We start from the raw sequence: 17,047 nt of genomic DNA on the forward strand, positions 1-17,047 counted from the left end.
CGACCCTATATTCCCCCGTTGCCGCCCCGCCTCTGCGTGCGCCGGCCAACCCAGTGCTCGCCCGCCCTCCCCTTCACTGACCGGGGAAGACGCCCGTGGTTGAGTTTCTGATCGTCATCGCGCTGATCCTGTTGAACGGCTTCTTCGCGATGTCGGAAATGTCCTTGATGACCTCGCGCAAGAGCCGCCTCAAGCAGATGGCCGGCTCCAGCAAGCGCGCCGCCCGCGCACTGGCGCTGGCCGAAAGCCCGGAAAACTTCCTGTCCACGGTGCAGATCGGCATCACCTTGATCGGCATCCTGACCGGCGTGTTCGGTGGCGAGGCGATCGGCGAGGCCATCAGCAGCTGGCTGCAGGGCCTGTTCCCGGCCCTGTCGGCCTCGTTCGAACTAGTCGGCAAGCCGCGCCCATATTCGGTGGTGATCGGCAGCACGCTGGCGGTGGCCCTGATCACCTTCCTGACGCTGATCTTCGGCGAGCTGGTACCCAAGCGGCTGGCGCTGCGCAACTCCGAGGACATCGCCGGGGTGGTCGCGGTGCCGATGGCGTGGCTGGCCAGGATCGCCGCGCCCGGCGTGTGGGTGCTGGCGCGCTCGACAAGGCTGGTGCTGCGCATGCTCGGCATGGGCAAGGACGAATCGGCATCGGTGACCGAAGAGGAGATCCGCATGCTGGTGGCCGAAAGCCACGAGGCCGGCGTGATCGATGCACACGAGCGCGACATGATGAACCGCGTGATGCGGCTGGGCGACCGCACCGCCGACAGCCTGATGACCCCGCGCAACCGCATCGCCTGGCTGGACGCCAATGCCGAGCCGGAACGCAATCTGCTGGTGATGCGCGAACACGAATTCTCGCGCTACCCGGTCTACCGCGGCAGCGACCAGGACATCGCCGGCGTGCTGGAAGTCAAATCGCTGGTCACGCGCATGGATGGACACGGCGCGCACCTGTTCCATGCGCTGCGCGACACCTTGTTCGTGTCCGAATCCACGCATGCGATGAAGCTGCTGGAAATCTTCCGCGAAGAACAGCAGTCGATGGCCCTGGTGGTCGACGAATACGGCGAAATCCGCGGATTGGTGACCATCAGCGACTTGATGGGCGCGGTGGTCGGCCGTCTGCAGGCGGTGGAAAACACCGACGAGGATGCGCTGGTGGTCACGCGTGCCGACGGCTCGCTGCTGATCGACGGCTCGCTGCCGGTGGAGGAACTGCGCGAAGTGCTGGGCGCCGAACTGCCGGAAGCCGACGAAGGCGACTATCACACGCTGGCCGGCCTGTGCATCTACTACTTCGGGCGCATTCCGCAGGCGGGCGAATTCTTCGATTGGGCCGGCTGGCGCATCGAGATCGTCGATCTGGATGGCGCGCGCGTGGACAAGCTGCTGCTGAGCCGTGTCGGCGACGAGGGCAGCGATGACATCGTCGGATAAGGGCGTACCGCCTTCGGATGCGGCCGACGGCGAGCAGATGCGCTACCGCAACGAAGGCATCCGCAGCCTGCTGGCGGCCTTCAGCGAGGGCGATCCGGCGCATGTGTTGCGGGTGCGCGAGATCCTGGCCGATCTGCAGCAGAGCGCGTTCGGGGTATTTCTGTTCCTGGCGATCCTGCCGTCGTTCATTCCCATTCCCGGCGTCGCCGGCGGTATCAGCGGCCCGCTGACGGTGCTGATCGGGCTGCAGATGATGTGCTGCCTGCGCAAGCCGTGGGTGCCGCGTTTCATCGGCGACCGCGGGCCGCGCCGCAGCACCAGCCAACGTTTCGTCGCGCGGCTTGCGCCGACGCTGCAGCGCCTGGACCGGCTGCTCAAACCACGCCTGCACGGCATGCTGGACCGGATTCCGGCGCAGATGTTCACCGGCGTGCTGCTGGTGCTGGTCGGCATCCTGCTGACGCTGCCGATCCCGTTCACCAACTACATCTTCGGGCTGATCCTGCTGCTGTTTGCGCTGGCCCTGCTCGAACGCGACGGCGCGTTGCTGCTGGTGGGCTGGGCCGCTGCGCTGATCTCGGTGGCGGTGTTCGGCGTCACCTCGGATCAGTTGCTGGACCTGATCGGCGGTTGGTGGCCGGTCGCCTGGCGCTGAGCGCACAACGACCGGCGCACTAGAGCGGCTGACAAAACGTAGCGAGCGGTCATCAGGTGGGTGCGGACGACGCACAGGAACCGCAGTGTACGCGTGGTACATGAGGATACCGAGCATCGGCCGCGCCCGCCTGGCGGCTGCGCAGTAGTGTTGTTAACCGCTCTTCGTTGAGCGCAATTACTTCAGATCGACCACGCGGTTATCCGACAGGCTGCCGGTATCGTCGGTGACTGCCGCCATCACGAAATACAGCGCCTTGCCCAGCAGCCCGCTCGGGCCATCCCAATACTCGGCCGATTCGGCGCGCACGTGGATCAGACGCAGGTTCGCATCGTCCTTGCCGCCTGGAAAAAACACCTTCATTGCCGGCGACCACAGCTGCTCGATCTTGGCGCGGTCATTGACCACGCGTGCGGTACCGGCGACCGACACATAGCTGTTCTTCGACGCCGAGGCGTATGCCACATTGACGCGCGGGTCGGCGGCAATCTCTGCCACCTTCGGGCTGTCGGCAGCGGTGGCGAACCACAGGTCGCCATCGAACTCGACTTCCTGCGTGCCCAACGGCCGACTCACCAACTTGCCGTCGGCCGATACGGTCGTGAACATCGCGATGTCCACGCCACGGATCAATTCCGCCAACTGCTTGATGCTCTCGCTGCGTTCCTGAAATTGCATGCTGGTCTTCCCAATGGAGGTGCACGCATCTGAGCGGATCGCCGCGCAAAGCGACGTGAATCACACAGAGGTCACATCCAGCTCGCGGCAGGCCATGGCGGCGATTTCGAACGAGCGCAAACGCGCGGCATGGTCGTAGATGTTGGCGGTGAACAGTAGCTCGTCCGGAGTGTGGCGCTCGATGAACTCGGCCACGCCTTGCGCGATCTGCTCGACATCGCCCAGCACCGTGCAGGCCAAGGCACGCTCCACGCCGGCACGTTCGTGCGGCTGCCAGAAGCTGTCGATGTCGTCGATCGGCGCGGGAATCTTGCCCGGCTTGCCGCGCCGCAGGTTGACGAAGCTCTGCTGCTGGGTAGTGAACAGACGGCGTGCCTGTGCTTCGGTCTCCGCGGCCACCACATTCAAGGCCAGCATCACGTGTGGCTTGGCCAACTGCGCGGACGGGCGGAACTCGCGGCGGTAGATCGCCACCGCCTCGTCCATCGCATCGGGCGCAAAGTGCGAGGCGAACGCGAACGACAGGCCCATCGCTGCGGCCAGCCGTGCACTGAACAGGCTGGAACCCAGCAGCCACACCGGCACGTCGAGGCCGCCGCCCGGCACCGCCTGCACCAGTTGCCCCGGCACGACCGGCGCGAAGTAGCGCAACAGCTCGGCGACGTCCTGCGGGAAATGGTCGGCGCTGTCGAAGTAGCGACGCAGGGCGCGCGCGGTCGGCTGGTCGGTGCCGGGTGCGCGGCCCAGGCCCAGGTCGATGCGCTGCGGATATAGCGAGGCCAGCGTGCCGAACTGTTCGGCTACCTGCAGCGGCGCATGGTTGGGCAGCATGATGCCGCCGGCACCGACGCGGATGGTCTTGGTGCCGCCGGCCACGTGGCCGATCAGCACCGCGGTGGCGGCGCTGGCGATGCCCGGCATGTTGTGGTGCTCGGCCAGCCAGTAACGCTGGTAGCCCCAGCGCTCGGCGTGCTGGGCCAGGTCGAGCATGTTGGCGAAGGCGTGGGTGGTGTCGCTGCCTTCGCAGACCGGCGCCAGGTCGAGCACGGAAATGGGCGTCATCGGATGACTCCGGGGAATGAATGATGTGCAACAGATGGGGCTGACCTGGCGGCTTTGCCACCTGCCCAGGCGGCGCTGGGGGGATTACAGCATTCCAGTGGTCGAACAACGGGGATGGTTTATGGAGGCGTTACTCCCTTCTCCCCCCGGGAGAAGGTGCCCCGCAGGGGCGGATGAGGGTACGTGCGAAGCTTGGGGGAGTTTGAGTAAACATGCGGCTTTGCCCCCGTACCCTCACCCCAATCCCTCTCCCGCAGGAGAGAGGCTTTTAGATGCCTGTGGCTGCTGGTGCGCGAATGCGTCGAGCGCGTCGCGAAGCACAGCTGCTGACCGATCAGATGGCTAGCTATGATGGACATCGCACTGGCAGCGCCCGCATGACGATGGCTTCGACCGCTTCGCTTGACTCCGCTTCCGACACCCTGCACATCGCCGCGCGGATCGATCGGCTGCCGGCCAGCGCCACGCTGTGGCGGCTGGTCGGCCTGCTCGCGCTGGGCGGATTTTTCGAGTTGTACGATCTGTTCCAGACCGCCTACATCAGCCCCGGGCTGATCCGCGACGGCATCTTCGCCAGCGGTACCGATGGCGCGTTCGGCATGTCCGACCAGGCCGCGTTCGCGGCGGCGACGTTTCTGGGCCTGTTCGTCGGCGCCGCCCTGTTGAGTCCGCTCGCCGACCGCTTCGGGCGCCGGCCGGTGTTCACCTTCGCCTTGATCTGGTACACCGCCGCGACCGTGGCGATGGGCCTGCAGGACACCGCCACCGGCGTCATCGTGCTGCGCCTGGTGGTCGGGATCGGCCTGGGCATCGAGCTGGTCACCATCGACACCTATCTGTCTGAGCTGGCACCGCGGCATATGCGCAGCGCGGCCTTCGCGTTCGCGTTCTTCGTGCAGTTTCTGGCGGTGCCTGCGGTGGCGCTGACCGCCTGGTTGCTGGTGCCGCACGCACCGCTGGGGGTGAGCGGATGGCGCTGGGTGGTGTTGCTGAGCGGGGTGTTTGCGCTGGCGATCTGGTGGCTGCGCAGCCGTTTGCCGGAATCCGCCCGTTGGCTGGCGGCGCAAGGACGCCATGCCGACGCCGATGCGGTGCTGAGCCAGCTCGAAGCGCGCTGCGCGCGCGATCTGGGCGCGCCCCTGGCCGCACCGCAGTTGCTTGCCCCCTCGCCGGCCGGCGACATGCAGACAGCAGTGCTGTGGCGTACGCCGTATCGCGGGCGCATCGGCATGCTGGTGGTGTTCCACATCTTTCAGGCGATCGGCTTTTTCGGCTTCGGCAACTGGCTGCCGGCACTGATCTCGGCGCAAGGCACCGGCGTGACCAAGAGCCTGGGCTATTCCTTTGCGATTTCGCTGGCCTACCCACTGGCACCGCTGCTGTTGCTGCGCTTTGCGCAGCGCTGGGAAAACAAATGGCAGATCACCGCATCGGCCCTGGGCGCAGTGCTGTTCGGCGTGCTGTTTTCGCAACAGCATCAGGCGATCGGCATGGTGGTGTGCGGGGCGACGATCGCGTTCTGCAATGCCTGGATGAGCTTTGCCTATCACGGCTATCAGGCCGAGCTGTTCCCCACCGGGCTGCGCGCGCGGGCGGTGGGCTTTTGCTATTCCTTCAGCCGTCTTTCCACCGCGGTGAGCAGCGTGCTGATCGGCTGGCTGCTCGCACAGGTCGGCAGCCATGGTGTGCTGGCCTTTATCGTGATCAGCATGTCGATCGTGGCCAGCGTAATTGCGCTGCTGGGCCCGCGCACGCGCAATCGGGCGCTGGAGGAGATTGCCGGTTGATCGCGGTGCCGACGCGACCACGCCACGTGGCATCACGCGCCTGAGCTTGCACCCGCATCGGCGCGGACAGCGGTCTGCGCGCCTAGCGCAATGCCCAAGACAACCGTGCGATCGGCCACCGCAGCCAGGCTGGTGCGATGCGAGACCACCACCAGCGCGGTCTGCGGCAGGCGTTGCCGCAGCATGCACAACACCTGGTGTTCGGCCTCCGCATCCAGTGCGCTGGTGGCCTCGTCCAGCACCGCCAGGGTCGGCTGGCGCAACAGCACCTGGGCCAGCAGCAGGCGCTGCGCTTCGCCGCCGGACAGCCGCCCGTCCGGGCCGTTGATCAAGCTGTCCAGGCCTTGCCCGTCGCGCCGCAGACGCGTGCTCAAGCCGACGTCTCCGAGCACCTCCCACATGCGCGCATCGGGGGTGCCGGGCAACGCCCAGTCCAGGCACGCGCGGACCGTGCGCTGCCACGGCCGCACCCCCTGGCCGAGGTAGGCACTATGCCGTACCAGGGCGCGATAAGAGGCAAAATCCAGCCGGCGCCCGGCCATGTGCGCGGTGAACTGCGCGGGCGGGGTCTGACCCGAGAGCACGTCCATCAGACTGCTCTTGCCGATGCCGGAGGGCCCGACGACCAAGGTCAGTTCGCCGGGCAGCAGCAGCATCGGCTCGAAATCGAGCCTGGGCAATGGCGGTGCCAGGCCGATATGTTCCAGATGCACGGCTGCCGGCAACGGTTGTGCCGGCGCGGCCGACGTGTGCGTACGCGTCGTGCCCAGCTCCACATAGCGCCGCCACAACTGCAGCGCCGGCCAGGCCGAGCGCAGTTGCTGCACGCTCTGGCGGGTACTGACCAGATACGGCAGCAGGCGCCCGAGCAGCAGGCTGACGGTGATCAGCGCAGCGCGGTCCGCGCCCTGCCACAGATTGGCCAGCACCAGGATGCAGGCGATTGCAGCCACCGCAGTGGCTTCGAGCAGCAGCCGGCTGCCCGCCACCAGCGCCTGCTGCTGCGCATAGCCCTGCCCCAGCCGAGCGGAAATGCGCTCGTAATGGCGGGTTTCCAGCGCTTCGCGCTGGAACGAGCGCACATGCCGCAGGCGACGCGGAAAGTCTTCGCTCAACCAGAACAGCCGGGTCATGTCGGCCACGTAATCGCGGCTGATGCGCGCCTGTTTGTCGCTGCTGGAGATGCGCAAGCCCAGCCACGCCAGCCCCAGTAGCAGCGGCGCCGCCATCAGCAACGCAGGAGCGATCATGACCGCGATGCAGATGCTCACCAGGGCGGTCGTGCCGGCCACCAGCAGCTGCAAGGCCGCACTGAACCCCTGGGTGGCGATTTCGATGTTGTAGGTCAGCACATTGGCGATTTCCGCCGAGCTGGCGCCGGACAAGGCCGGCAGCGGCGCATCGATCAAGGCGGCATGCACACGCTGCCGCAGCCCGATCGCGTAGCGGCTGGTCAGCCGCGCGGCCAGCCCTGCGCTATGCCAACGCAATGCGGCAAACACCAGGCTGACAGCGACGAACAGCGCCACCGGCATCGCCAGACCATCCGGTAACGCCAGCGCGTAGCCGGTCAGGCGGACGGCGTGCCCAGGCTGCACCAGCGGCACCAGGCTGACCGCAACGATGCTGCCGGCCAGAGCCGCAAGCAGCGACAGGCCGACGTAGAGCGCGATGGTCGACACATCCGCCGGCACCAGCGTGCCGACGAAATCGCGCCACATCGCGCGCATGGGCTTGAGATCCGCAGCGGCGCGCATCTCAGTCACGCCTGACGCGCACTGTGGGATGCGGCATGGCGTTGACCCGGCAGGCGACGCTCCGCTGCCGCGTTGCGTGTGCGCTCACCGCAACACCTGCAACAGCGCGTCCACCGAGGCCTGCGGATGTGCCCCGCGGCGCAGGGTGAACATGCCGATGCGCTGTACCTGTTCGACAAAGCGCTGCCAGCCCGGTTGGCCGGCCGCATATGGCTGGTCGCCTGCCAGGCAATCGGCGATGCGTTCGGCCGGCACCGCCAGCAACGGCTGTGCGGGATCGCTCGCCGGCGTTGCGGACAGCATCACCACCGCACACAACTGCAGGGGCGCGCGCGCCAGCTGCGCGCGGCCGTGGCGGATATCGATCTCGAACTTTTCCACGCCGCTGCGGCGGCGGATGGTCGGCGAGGCGCTGATCCACGCGCGGGTCTGCGCGTCGACCAGGCCCAGCGCGCCGGCGCGCAGATGCAGGAAATTGGCGACGCCGGTGGTGAGCAGGCTCTCCGGCGCCACGAACACGCCGTCTTCGGCGATGAAGTCCAGGCCATGCAACAGGCTGTGCAGCGCCAGGGTCGATTTGCCGGCGCCACTGGCGCCGAGCAACAGCACGCTGCGTCCCTGTCGGCCCACGCAGGCGCCATGCAACGGCACCAGGCCCATGCCGCGTGCGGCCAGCAGGAACACGGCAAATTCGATCAGCTCATAACGCACGTGATAGGCGTGGGCGAGCATGTCGTCGGAGACCACCAGCATGGCGCGGCGCGCGGGCACCGACAGCATTAGGTAATTGCAGGCATCCATGACGCCGCACAGCAGGCCGCCGCTGGCGTGGGTGCGCACCGGTGGCGGTTCTGCGCTGGGTGGCGCATGCCCACGCGACAGCAGATCCAGCGTGACATGGAACTCCGGCGCACCCGGCAGGCGATGTGCGGGCAGGCCTGCGTAGGCAAGGTCCACCAACGCCAGTAGCGCCTCGCTGTCGCTTTCGAAGTGAAACAGCGCGCCGAGGATCTGCCGGCGCACGCAATGCCGACGCGGCCGATGTTCGCCGAAGGGATCTGCTGCCGCTGCCGCCGCATCCGGCGCGCCGGAGCGTGCGTCATTGCCCACCGGCATCAATTGCGCCAACGCAGCCGACTGCGGCATGCCTTTCCATCCATTGCATCGATCAGCCGGTATGTGCCGATCGGCAAGAGAAAGGTTGCCCCGCGCGCATCGGCACGCATGCCCAATGCAAGCCAACGACCGGGCGCGAATCGGCGCAACCAAAGCCGCCCGCATCCGCACCTACTGCCGAGCCGAATGCCGGTGTCTGCGCACGCCGCCGCTGCGCCCACCTGGCGACAGAACGAGAGCCTTGTGCAGATGCTAAAGATCCAGGTCAGTCATTCGTATTTCCTGCGTTACGATCCCAAGCAATGGGAGCGCGGCAAGCCATATCCACCGCTGGCGACGCTGCAGGTCGCGGCATTGCTGCGCGAACGTGGCCATGCACTGAGTCTGTTCGACGCGATGCTGGCCGACGACGTGCAGGACTACACCGGCGCCTTGCACCAGGCGCAGCCGGATGTGGTGGTGTTCTACGAAGACAACTTCAACTTTCTCACCAAGATGTGCCTGAGCCGGATGCGCGAGGCCGCCTGCCGCATGATCGCGCAGGCGCGTGCTGCCGGTTGCCGCGTGCTGGTCGCCGGCTCCGATGCGTCCGACAACCCGGACGTATTCCTGGACGCCGGCGCGCATGCGGTGCTGGTCGGCGAAGGGATCGCACCGCTGATCGAACTGATCGAGCGACTGGAAGCGACGCCGGATATCGACGTCGACGCCTGGCTGGCAGGCGTGGCACGTATCGCCACCGCACAGCCTGCCGCAACGCGCGTGCATCCCGGCGCGCAGCCGCCGGATGCGCGCCTGAGCGGTCTGCCGGCCTGGGACCTGGTCGATATGCCGCGCTATCAGCGTTTCTGGCAGCAACGGCACGGCTATTTCAGCCTGAACATGGCCGCCTCGCGCGGTTGCCCGTTTCGCTGCAACTGGTGCGCCAAACCAATCTGGGGCAATCACTACAAGCGCCGCGATGCAGAAGACGTGGCTGCCGAAATGATCCATCTCAAGCGCAGCTTCCAGCCCGATCACCTCTGGATGGCCGATGACATCTTCGGCTTCCATATCGATTGGGTGGAAACCTTTGCGCAACGCCTGAGCGAGGCCGATGGCGCGATCCCGTTCACCATCCAGACCCGTGCCGACCTGGCCAGCGAACGCATGGCCGCTGCGCTTGCGCGCGCCGGCTGCGCCGAGGCCTGGCTGGGCGCCGAAAGCGGCAGCCAGCGCATCCTGGACAAGATGACCAAGGGCACCGAGGTTGGCGAGGTGATCGCCGCACGCCAGCGCCTGGGTGCGCACGGCATCCGCGTGGGCTTGTTCATTCAACTCGGCTACCTGGGCGAAGAACTCGAGGACATCCTGGCCACGCGCGCACTGGTGACGCAGGCCAACCCGGACATCATCGGCGTCAGCGTGTCCTATCCCCTGCCCGGCACCAAGTTCTACGAGGAAGTGAAGAACCAGCTGGGCGGCAAGACCCATTGGCAGGACAGCGACGACCTGGCGATGATGTTCCATGGCGCCTACGACTCGGAGTTCTACCGCAGCGTGCGCGACCTGCTACATACGCAGGTCGACCTGCAACAGGCGCGCGCCACGCTGGGCGCCGATGCGTTTGCGCAGGGCTCGTACACGCTGGAAGCGCGCTGGTCCGCCTTGATCGCCAGCGAACGGCAGCATCGCACCGAGCCGCTGGTCAGCGCTGCCGCACGGCAGCCGCGCCAGTTGGGCAGCGTGCTGGTCGGCTAGCGCGCAACGCGCCGATCTCGCTTCCCACCCTCACCTCGCCTTTCGGATCACAGCCGCATGCAGCCTTCCCTTCGCACCATCAAGTACGGCCTGCGCACGGCCACCGAACGGCTGGCCCGGGAATTGGCGCAGCCCGGTGAAGCGGTGCCGCAGTGGGACCGGCTGCAATGGCAACTGGCCGCGGCAACGGCGGCAGCGCATGGCGTGTCGCCGCTGCTGCAACGCCGCTCGTTGTGGCAGAACGCCGACTGGACCGCGTTTCTGAGTGAGCAACGCAGCCATGTCGAAGACCGCCATCGGCGCATCGCGCTGTTGCTGGCACGCATCGACGCGGCAGCGCGTGCGGCCGGCATCGCCCTGGTCGGTCTCAAGGGCACCGCCTTGCATCGGCTCGGCGTCTATCTGCCCGGCGATCGGCCGATGGCCGATATCGATCTGCTGGTGGCGCCGGAGGATGCGCCCGCGGCGGCGGCGCTGTTGTGCGAACTCGGTTACGTGGCCTGCTTCGAACAATGGAAGCACCAGGTGTTCAAGCCGCTGCATGGCGAGGCGGTCGCGGGACTGGGCGAGCATCGCGATGCGCCGATCAATCTCGAGCTGCATACCCGCATCCAGGAACGCCTGCCGCTGCGCAGCGTGGACATCACCGCGCGCATCCTGCCGGAGCGTCCGCAGCCGGGATTGAACCCTTACCCGTCGGTCGGCGCGCTGATGTGCCACCTGCTGCTGCATGCGGCCGGCGGCATCTGCCACCGCAGCATCCGCCTGATGCATCTGCATGACCTCGCACTGCTGGCCACGCGCATGGGGCCGCGTGACTGGGAACAGTTGTGGGACGACCCGGCCGTGGCGCCGTGGTGGGCGCTGCCGCCGCTGCTGCTGCTGCAACGCTATTACCGCAGCGTGGTGCCACCGGCGGTGATGGCGCGGCTGCAGGCCGATTGCCCGCACGTGCTGCGCATGCGTGCGGCCCGCCAGACCCTGACCAGTGCCTCGTGCTCCAACCTGTGGTTGTCGGCCCTGCCCGGCATCGAATGGTCACGCTCGCTGGGCGATGCGCGGGAATACCTGCGCAACCGGGTGGTCCCGACGGCCGAGAGCCGCAAGGAACGTGCGGACATGCTGCAGACCCAGTTGTGGCTCCAGGGCCAGCCATGGGTGCGGCAGACCCAGTTGCGCCGGGTGATGACGCGCCTGACCCGGCCGGTGCCGCGCACCGACATGCTGTATGTGGTGCGTGCGGCGCTGGACGGCTACCTGCAGCCAGCCTGAGCGCGGCTGACACCACTGCCGCGCTTACCGTCAGGCCGGCGCGGCCGGCGCTTGAGGTCGGCGTGTGTCAGCCGCAAAATCCGATTCTGGGAGCGCCGTCCGCACCCATCTATCGGCTGCTCGCCGCGCCTTGCTGGCCATCCCAGGCCGGCAACAGGCGTGCGCAAGCTGCCGGCTTTTTGAGCGGATTACCCTTGCGATCAGCTCCCCACGCCTGGCTTTACAATCCCGTTGATGCACCACGCGTGTGGCCTGGCGGCTGATGCAATCTGCGTCCTTTGCAGGCGCACTCAGCGCAGCGGCCGCGCCTCGCACAGTTGCCGATACAGCTGCTCGAACAACCGCGTGGTCAGCGCCGCGTCTTCGCGGAGCGCACGGCACTGCGCTGCCCAGGCCAGGCGCAAGCGCAGCTCGTCATCGGCCAATACCTGACGGACGACTTCTGCCAGCCCGGCCCAATCGCCCGGCGGCACCGCAAGTGCGCACGCCGGTGCCCACTCGACCAGATGCCCGACTGCGGTGCCAACGGTGGGCACACCGGCGACCGCCGCTTCCAGCAGTACCAGCGGGCCGGCTTCGTGCAAGGACGACAGCACCAGCAGGTCGGACGATTGCATGATCGGGCGCAACTGGTGCTGGCTCTTGAAACCGAGAAAACGCACCTGCCCGCCCAGATCCAGTTGTTGCACCAGGCGCTGCATGGCGCCATCCAGGGTATCGACGCCGACCATGTCCAGGGTAAAGGCGACACCGGCGCGTTTGAGCGCCGCCATCGCCTGCAGCAAGGTGGTCTGGTCCTTGACCGGATTGAGGCTGGCCACATGCAGCAAGCGGGCGATGCCACCCGTGCGTGCGCGTGGCGCGGTCGGCGGCCAGGCACGCAGATCCACGCCCAACGGCACCCGCTGTGCGTGAATGCCGAGCGCCGTCAGCGACGCGAGGATGGGCGCGCTGGCCGCGGTGACGCGATCGGCCAGGCGCAGGATCACCGCTTCGCGCAGACGTCCGCGCCAACGCCGCCGGCCGCCGTAGCCGATGCCATGCAACGCGACCAGCTCGCCACCGGCGATATGCACCACGCTTGGGCGTCGCAACAGTCTTGCCGCTATGACAGCGATCAGACTGCAATAGCCGGAAAAGATGGCCTGGATCACATCGAACGGAGCCCGACGATGTTCGTCGGCAATGGCGGCGATCGCGCGCGTGCGGGTGCGCCTGGCGCCGATGTTGTGCACGGTGGCGCCGCGCAATGCCCAGGTGCCGGGCAGCGGCTCCTGGTGCAGCACGAACACGTGCACCTGGTGATGGCGCGCCAGCCATTCGATCAGGGTCAGGAACACCGGGATCACGCGGACCTCGCCGCTGCGATCCACGCCGCCCGGGACCACCAGGGCCAGTTTCATGCGGTTCGCCTCGGCGCGGTCGCCAGTAACTGGGTGTACGCACTTGCCCAGCGTTGCCCCACTGCGGCGAACGACAGCCGTGCATCGAAATGCGCGCGCACCTGTGTGCGATCGGGGCGTTGCCGGAAGACACGCAACAGCAGTTCCGCCAAGGCCGAGGCATCGCCGACCGGCCACAACGCGCCGACCGCCCCGCCATCGCTGAGCGCACGGAAAGACGGGATATCGGTCAATAGCGGCAAGGTGCCGCAGGCATACGCTTCCACTGCGGCGTAACCGCAGCTCTCTGCATGACTGGCGGAGACGAACAGGTCGCAGGCACGCAACAGGGTTTCCACGCGTGCGTGCGGCACCTTGCCCAGTAGCTGCACGCAGCGCGCCAGCGACGGATCGGCGCGCAGACGCTGCTGTACCCGCTCCAGCAACGGCGCCTGGTCGAACACGCACCACAGCCGCAGCCCGGGCAACACGCGTGCGGCCAGGGCGACGGCATCGAGCACGCACAGCGGATCCTTGGCCGCGCTCAGATGCCCGACCCACAATATGCAGGGATCGCCATGCAGACGCGTCTGCTCGCGTGCCTGCAGGCGATCGCCCGGCGAAAAGCGGCTGCTAGATTCGGGAATCGCAAACAGCTGCGTCCTGGCCTTGAACAGGCGCGCCCGTACAAACGGCTGCGCCATCTCCTGCGAGGTGAACGCGATCCCGGCGGCAGCGGCGTAGCGAACCCGCCACACACTCCGGCTCCACCAGCGCGGCGGGCGGTTGGCGTGATCCTGCAGCAGGATCGGCGTGTGCGGGAGCAGGCGGGCGAGACGGCGTGCATCGCCGGCAAATTCCAGACCGTGGACATGGATCACATCGGCGCCGATCTCGCGCAGCGTCGCCGCAAGCAGCGCTGCGCGCTGCGCACTGTCGCGCGCGCCCAGCTCGACGAAGCGGTAATTCACGCCCTGGCGGCTGAGCCGCAACTTCAGTGCAGAGGCCTGGACCACCGACACGCGGACCCCGGCGCTGGCGACGGCCTCGGCGATGTCGGCCAGCGATGGCCATTGCGCGAACACTTGCTCGGCAGTCAGGCCGGCGGGAGTCGGCACCAGATTGAGCTGCGCCACCTGCAGGCTCATGGCACCGACCGCGCCCGGATTGCACGCCCTGCAATGGCGACCAGGCCACGTGCCGCGCACTGCACCGCGCGCCACCAGCACGGTTTGTCCGCGACTGGAGTGCTGCATGCACACGCCACCATGGACAGTACGTTGGTCACGCGATGCGCCGCAGCCGCAGCACCAGCGCAACCGGCACCCGCAGCGCGGCCTGATCAAAGCGCGCACCGGGCGCGATGTCGGCCGGGTCCAGCATCGGCTCGGCCACCGCTTCGATCTCCATGCCCAACGCAACGCAGGCCGCATGCCAATGGCTGTAGAGATGCTGCGTATGCCGCACCGCGTACTGCCGGCCATCGGCCTTGAAGTCGCGTCGCCAGCCCAGCGCATGGCCGATCGGATGCACGTCGCTGCACAGCACGATGCCGCCGACGCGGGTGACGCGGTGCAGTTCTTCCAGCGCCGTCCATAGCTGCTGCAGATGGCCGACCACCAGACCGCAGACGCTGAGATCGGCCACTGCGTCGCCCAGCGGCAGCTGCTCCAGGCTGCCCTGCTGCAGGCGCATGCGCGCCGATGGCCAGTCCTGCGCCAGCTCGGCGCGCGCACGCTGCAGCATCTGCGGCGACAGATCCACGCCGGTGACCTGCAGCGCGCCACGCCGCAAAGCATGCAGCATGTAGCGGCCGCTGCCGCAGCCGGCGTCGAGCACGTGCTGGCCCTGCAACACGTTCGGCATCAGCGCGAGCATGGCGCGCTCTTCGGCCAGCATCACCGGGTTGTGCGCGTGCGGCGGATACGCCTGCGCCCACAACGCATACGCCGCTGCCGGCTCGAGGATCGGTACTGCGCTCACGACACCGCACCGCTGGCGGCCATGGCAACGCCGGGCTGGCGCACAGGCTGGTGTGCAGGCCGGGGCACGCGCTGCAGGCCGGGTTCCAGTGCCAGTACCGCCGGATCGGCCAGCGTGGCGTCGAGCAACTTGGGGCGGCCGTCCAGCAGCACCGGTACGGTCCGGATGCCGGCCGCATCGAACCAGTCGGCAAAATCCGGGTCGGCGATGCGCGGGGCGCCATCGCGTATCACCGCACGCAGATCGCTGCGTGCGCAGCCCACCACGCTGTTGGCCGGGTCGCCACCGCGGTCGCGCACGATCACCAGATCCGCCGCCGCCTCCGGCGCCAGGCGTCCACGCGTGGCCATGCGCAGGATGCGCGCCGATTGATGGGTGACCAGGCCGAGCAACAGATCCGCAGCCAACCCGCTGCTGGTAGCGATGCGCAGTTCTTCGAGCAGATCGCGCGCGCCGCTGACGCGGGAATCGTTGCCCAACGCGAGCCGGCCCGCCATGCACAGGCGCCAGGGGTCGAGCGTGCGACCCAGCAGCGCAAGATTGCTCGATGGGCACCACACCACCGCTGCGCCGCGTGCGATCACCCGCTCGATATCGCGCTCGCCCATGCCCACGCCATGAATCAGCACGCTGTTGGCGGCCAGGCAACCGAGCCGGTCCAGTTCCTCCAGCTCGGCGGCCGCCACCGCGTCGGTGCCTTCGGCCAGATGGATCATCCAGGGATGCTCGGGCGAGGTCGCGGCGAAGCTGCCCTGCACCGGTGGGCCATAGCCGGTCCACCCCAGCGCATAGCTCCAGCCGAACGCACGCAATAGGCTGACCGGAAAGCTGGTTTCGTCCAGCGTGGCGTGCCACGGGTCGTGCTGCGCCACGCAGGTGACGCCCGCCAGCAGATTCTTCAATCCGCCGTGACGCAGACGCACCGCCTTGGGCACACGCAGGGCGACCGCCACATCGGGATGCCGGAAATGCGCCTGGAATGCCTCGATCCATGCATAGCTGTTGGGAAACGCCGCGCACTGCGGCAGCGGCGGCACGCAGTTGACCTGCAGATGATCGTGCGCGTTGATCAGGCCCGGCGCCAGCACATGCCCCTGCAGGTCCAGGCGCAGGCTGCGCGTGCCGAGCGTGCCGCCGAAGCGCCCCGCGCGGATGGTCAGCGGCGCGCGCGAGGGGCCGGCCAGGGTGATCGAGCGCGCGCCCTGCAGACACACATCGGCCATGGACATCGGCATCTCCACTCAGCGCTTGCGCATCACGATCAGGAAGTGATCGCCCATGTCGCGCAGCAGCGGCAGGCCGCCCAGCCGGTCGTCGCACCGGCCCAGACGCGCGGACAGGCGCGGATGCCGTTCGCAAAAATCCACCAGATACGGCGGCGGCAGGAACAGGCTCAACGCGCGATAGCGGTCCAGTACGAAGTGCTTGTCGAAGGCGCGATAGAACTCGCGCGGCAGGTGGTACCAGGTCCAGATGGTATGGCCGTTCATGCCCACGGCAGTCACCCCGCGCGCGGCGCGCACCGCGGCGCGCTTGAACCGCCCGCGCACAGTGTAATGGCCGATTTCCCACGGGCAGATGCGCCCGATTACCGAGAACACCAGGCAACCATCGGCGCGCAGCAGACGCGCGCACTCGGCCGCCACCGCCGGCAGATCCGGCGCGCAATTGAGCGGGCCGAAGTTGGAATACATGCCGTCGAAGCTGCCCTCCAGCTGGTCGAGCTGCTGGATGCCGACATGGGCGGCGCTCAGGCGCTCTTCCAGGCCCTGCGTGGCCGCGCGATGGCGGGTGCGCTCGACCATCGCCGGCGACCAGTCGGTGGCCAGCACGCGGTAACCGCGACGTGCGAATTCGCCGGCATCCAGGCCGGTACCGCAGCCCAGGTCCACCAGCCGCGAGCCCACCGGCAACTCGGCCGCGACCGTGTCCCACAACGTGGTGCGCATGCGCTGGATCAGCGCGTTGTTGCCGCGTGGGCCGTCGTAGTCCGGCGCCACGCTGTCGAACGCGCGTTGCGTCTCCAGCAAGCGCTCCGGGGCCACCGTGCCACCGCGCGCCGCATGCTCATTGACCACCGACATGCGCAGCCTCCCACACCGATCCAGCTGTTCTCACGACACTCTCCAGGCGCGACACCGCCAACGCGGCATCGCTTGATTGACCGGTGAGTGCCACG

14 protein-coding genes and 1 other RNA gene are annotated in these 17,047 nt (G+C 67.7%); 5 read left to right on the plus strand and 10 right to left on the minus strand.

Annotation, left to right across the window (positions count from 1 at the left end; translation table 11 throughout):
* Positions 1-95: 95 nt before the first annotated feature.
* The gene (locus tag XaplCFBP3123_RS00345; RefSeq protein ID WP_104532322.1) at positions 96-1,436 is read left to right on the plus strand and encodes a hemolysin family protein; all 1,341 of its coding nucleotides are present in this window, start codon (positions 96-98) and stop codon (positions 1,434-1,436) included.
* Positions 1,420-2,091 carry an exopolysaccharide biosynthesis protein gene (locus XaplCFBP3123_RS00350; RefSeq protein WP_172453024.1) on the plus strand — a complete coding sequence of 224 codons (672 nt, stop codon included), beginning with the start codon at positions 1,420-1,422 and terminating at the stop codon, positions 2,089-2,091. The genes XaplCFBP3123_RS00345 and XaplCFBP3123_RS00350 overlap by 17 nt, the downstream gene beginning before the upstream one ends.
* A gap of 26 nt (positions 2,092-2,117) precedes the next feature.
* Here the strand turns inward: XaplCFBP3123_RS00350 and XaplCFBP3123_RS00355 are convergent.
* The 3 genes from XaplCFBP3123_RS00355 to XaplCFBP3123_RS00365 all read right to left on the minus strand — a co-directional run bounded on the left by XaplCFBP3123_RS00355 (position 2,118) and on the right by XaplCFBP3123_RS00365 (position 3,831).
* Positions 2,118-2,193, minus strand: a non-coding RNA gene (locus XaplCFBP3123_RS00355) — sX9 sRNA.
* A 75-nt stretch (positions 2,194-2,268) separates the two neighbouring features.
* Complete coding sequence (locus tag XaplCFBP3123_RS00360) at positions 2,269-2,769, minus strand: pyridoxamine 5'-phosphate oxidase family protein (protein ID WP_104532324.1); 501 nt, start codon at positions 2,767-2,769, stop codon at positions 2,269-2,271.
* Positions 2,770-2,829: 60 nt separating this feature from the next.
* A complete protein-coding gene (locus XaplCFBP3123_RS00365) occupies positions 2,830-3,831 on the minus strand; it encodes an LLM class flavin-dependent oxidoreductase (RefSeq protein ID WP_104532325.1) in 1,002 nt (333 codons plus the stop codon).
* Positions 3,832-4,214: 383 nt separating this feature from the next.
* On the opposite strand from XaplCFBP3123_RS00365, the gene XaplCFBP3123_RS00370 reads away from it, so the two are divergent.
* On the plus strand, positions 4,215-5,618 hold the full coding sequence (locus tag XaplCFBP3123_RS00370; protein WP_429001610.1) for an MFS transporter: 1,404 nt from the start codon (positions 4,215-4,217) through the stop codon (positions 5,616-5,618).
* 32 nt (positions 5,619-5,650) lie between these two features.
* Here the strand turns inward: XaplCFBP3123_RS00370 and XaplCFBP3123_RS00375 are convergent, their stop codons facing one another.
* Together XaplCFBP3123_RS00375 and XaplCFBP3123_RS00380 are read right to left on the minus strand one after the other, a co-directional pair.
* Positions 5,651-7,348: an ABC transporter ATP-binding protein gene (locus tag XaplCFBP3123_RS00375; protein ID WP_104533210.1), complete on the minus strand. Its 1,698-nt coding sequence runs from the start codon at positions 7,346-7,348 to the stop codon at positions 5,651-5,653.
* Positions 7,349-7,459: 111 nt separating this feature from the next.
* Positions 7,460-8,521 carry a serine kinase gene (locus XaplCFBP3123_RS00380; RefSeq protein ID WP_104532326.1) on the minus strand — a complete coding sequence of 354 codons (1,062 nt, stop codon included), beginning with the start codon at positions 8,519-8,521 and terminating at the stop codon, positions 7,460-7,462.
* A gap of 156 nt (positions 8,522-8,677) precedes the next feature.
* Between XaplCFBP3123_RS00380 and XaplCFBP3123_RS00385 the strand changes: the two genes are divergently transcribed.
* Both XaplCFBP3123_RS00385 and XaplCFBP3123_RS00390 read left to right on the plus strand, forming a co-directional pair.
* Positions 8,678-10,231 (plus strand): B12-binding domain-containing radical SAM protein, encoded by a 1,554-nt coding sequence (locus XaplCFBP3123_RS00385; protein ID WP_104532327.1) that lies wholly within the window; start codon positions 8,678-8,680, stop codon positions 10,229-10,231.
* Between the two features lie 57 nt (positions 10,232-10,288).
* On the plus strand, positions 10,289-11,503 hold the full coding sequence (locus XaplCFBP3123_RS00390) for a nucleotidyltransferase family protein (protein WP_104532328.1): 1,215 nt from the start codon (positions 10,289-10,291) through the stop codon (positions 11,501-11,503).
* 290 nt (positions 11,504-11,793) lie between these two features.
* Here the strand turns inward: XaplCFBP3123_RS00390 and XaplCFBP3123_RS00395 are convergent, their stop codons facing one another.
* The 5 genes from XaplCFBP3123_RS00395 to XaplCFBP3123_RS00415 form a co-directional block, all read right to left on the minus strand.
* Positions 11,794-12,906: a glycosyltransferase family 4 protein gene (locus XaplCFBP3123_RS00395; protein ID WP_104532329.1), complete on the minus strand. Its 1,113-nt coding sequence runs from the start codon at positions 12,904-12,906 to the stop codon at positions 11,794-11,796.
* Positions 12,903-14,033: a glycosyltransferase family 4 protein gene (locus XaplCFBP3123_RS00400; RefSeq protein ID WP_104533211.1), complete on the minus strand. Its 1,131-nt coding sequence runs from the start codon at positions 14,031-14,033 to the stop codon at positions 12,903-12,905. The genes XaplCFBP3123_RS00395 and XaplCFBP3123_RS00400 overlap by 4 nt, the downstream gene beginning before the upstream one ends.
* A 136-nt stretch (positions 14,034-14,169) precedes the next feature.
* Positions 14,170-14,868, minus strand: coding sequence for a class I SAM-dependent methyltransferase (locus XaplCFBP3123_RS00405; RefSeq protein ID WP_104532330.1), 699 nt, complete (start codon positions 14,866-14,868; stop codon positions 14,170-14,172).
* Positions 14,865-16,097: an amidohydrolase family protein gene (locus XaplCFBP3123_RS00410; protein WP_104533212.1), complete on the minus strand. Its 1,233-nt coding sequence runs from the start codon at positions 16,095-16,097 to the stop codon at positions 14,865-14,867. Before XaplCFBP3123_RS00410 ends, XaplCFBP3123_RS00405 begins: the two co-directional genes overlap by 4 nt.
* A gap of 12 nt (positions 16,098-16,109) precedes the next feature.
* Positions 16,110-16,952: a class I SAM-dependent methyltransferase gene (locus XaplCFBP3123_RS00415; protein ID WP_104532331.1), complete on the minus strand. Its 843-nt coding sequence runs from the start codon at positions 16,950-16,952 to the stop codon at positions 16,110-16,112.
* Positions 16,953-17,047: the final 95 nt, after the last annotated feature.

Source organism: Xanthomonas arboricola pv. populi (assembly GCF_002939945.1).
Lineage (GTDB): Bacteria > Pseudomonadota > Gammaproteobacteria > Xanthomonadales > Xanthomonadaceae > Xanthomonas > Xanthomonas arboricola_A.

Bases quoted from the DNA above. Each gene is read 5' to 3' on its own strand.
- XaplCFBP3123_RS00350 (WP_172453024.1), top strand. From the start codon at position 1,420: ATGACATCGTCGGATAAGGGCGTACCGCCTTCGGATGCGGCCGACGGC.
- XaplCFBP3123_RS00360 (WP_104532324.1), bottom strand. From the start codon at position 2,769: ATGCAATTTCAGGAACGCAGCGAGAGCATCAAGCAGTTGGCGGAATTG.
- XaplCFBP3123_RS00365 (WP_104532325.1), bottom strand. From the start codon at position 3,831: ATGACGCCCATTTCCGTGCTCGACCTGGCGCCGGTCTGCGAAGGCAGC.
- XaplCFBP3123_RS00370 (WP_429001610.1), top strand. From the start codon at position 4,215: ATGGCTTCGACCGCTTCGCTTGACTCCGCTTCCGACACCCTGCACATC.
- XaplCFBP3123_RS00375 (WP_104533210.1), bottom strand. From the start codon at position 7,348: ATGCGCGCGATGTGGCGCGATTTCGTCGGCACGCTGGTGCCGGCGGAT.
- XaplCFBP3123_RS00380 (WP_104532326.1), bottom strand. From the start codon at position 8,521: ATGCCGCAGTCGGCTGCGTTGGCGCAATTGATGCCGGTGGGCAATGAC.
- XaplCFBP3123_RS00385 (WP_104532327.1), top strand. From the start codon at position 8,678: ATGCCGGTGTCTGCGCACGCCGCCGCTGCGCCCACCTGGCGACAGAAC.
- XaplCFBP3123_RS00390 (WP_104532328.1), top strand. From the start codon at position 10,289: ATGCAGCCTTCCCTTCGCACCATCAAGTACGGCCTGCGCACGGCCACC.
- XaplCFBP3123_RS00395 (WP_104532329.1), bottom strand. From the start codon at position 12,906: ATGAAACTGGCCCTGGTGGTCCCGGGCGGCGTGGATCGCAGCGGCGAG.
- XaplCFBP3123_RS00400 (WP_104533211.1), bottom strand. From the start codon at position 14,033: ATGAGCCTGCAGGTGGCGCAGCTCAATCTGGTGCCGACTCCCGCCGGC.
- XaplCFBP3123_RS00410 (WP_104533212.1), bottom strand. From the start codon at position 16,097: ATGTCCATGGCCGATGTGTGTCTGCAGGGCGCGCGCTCGATCACCCTG.
- XaplCFBP3123_RS00415 (WP_104532331.1), bottom strand. From the start codon at position 16,952: ATGTCGGTGGTCAATGAGCATGCGGCGCGCGGTGGCACGGTGGCCCCG.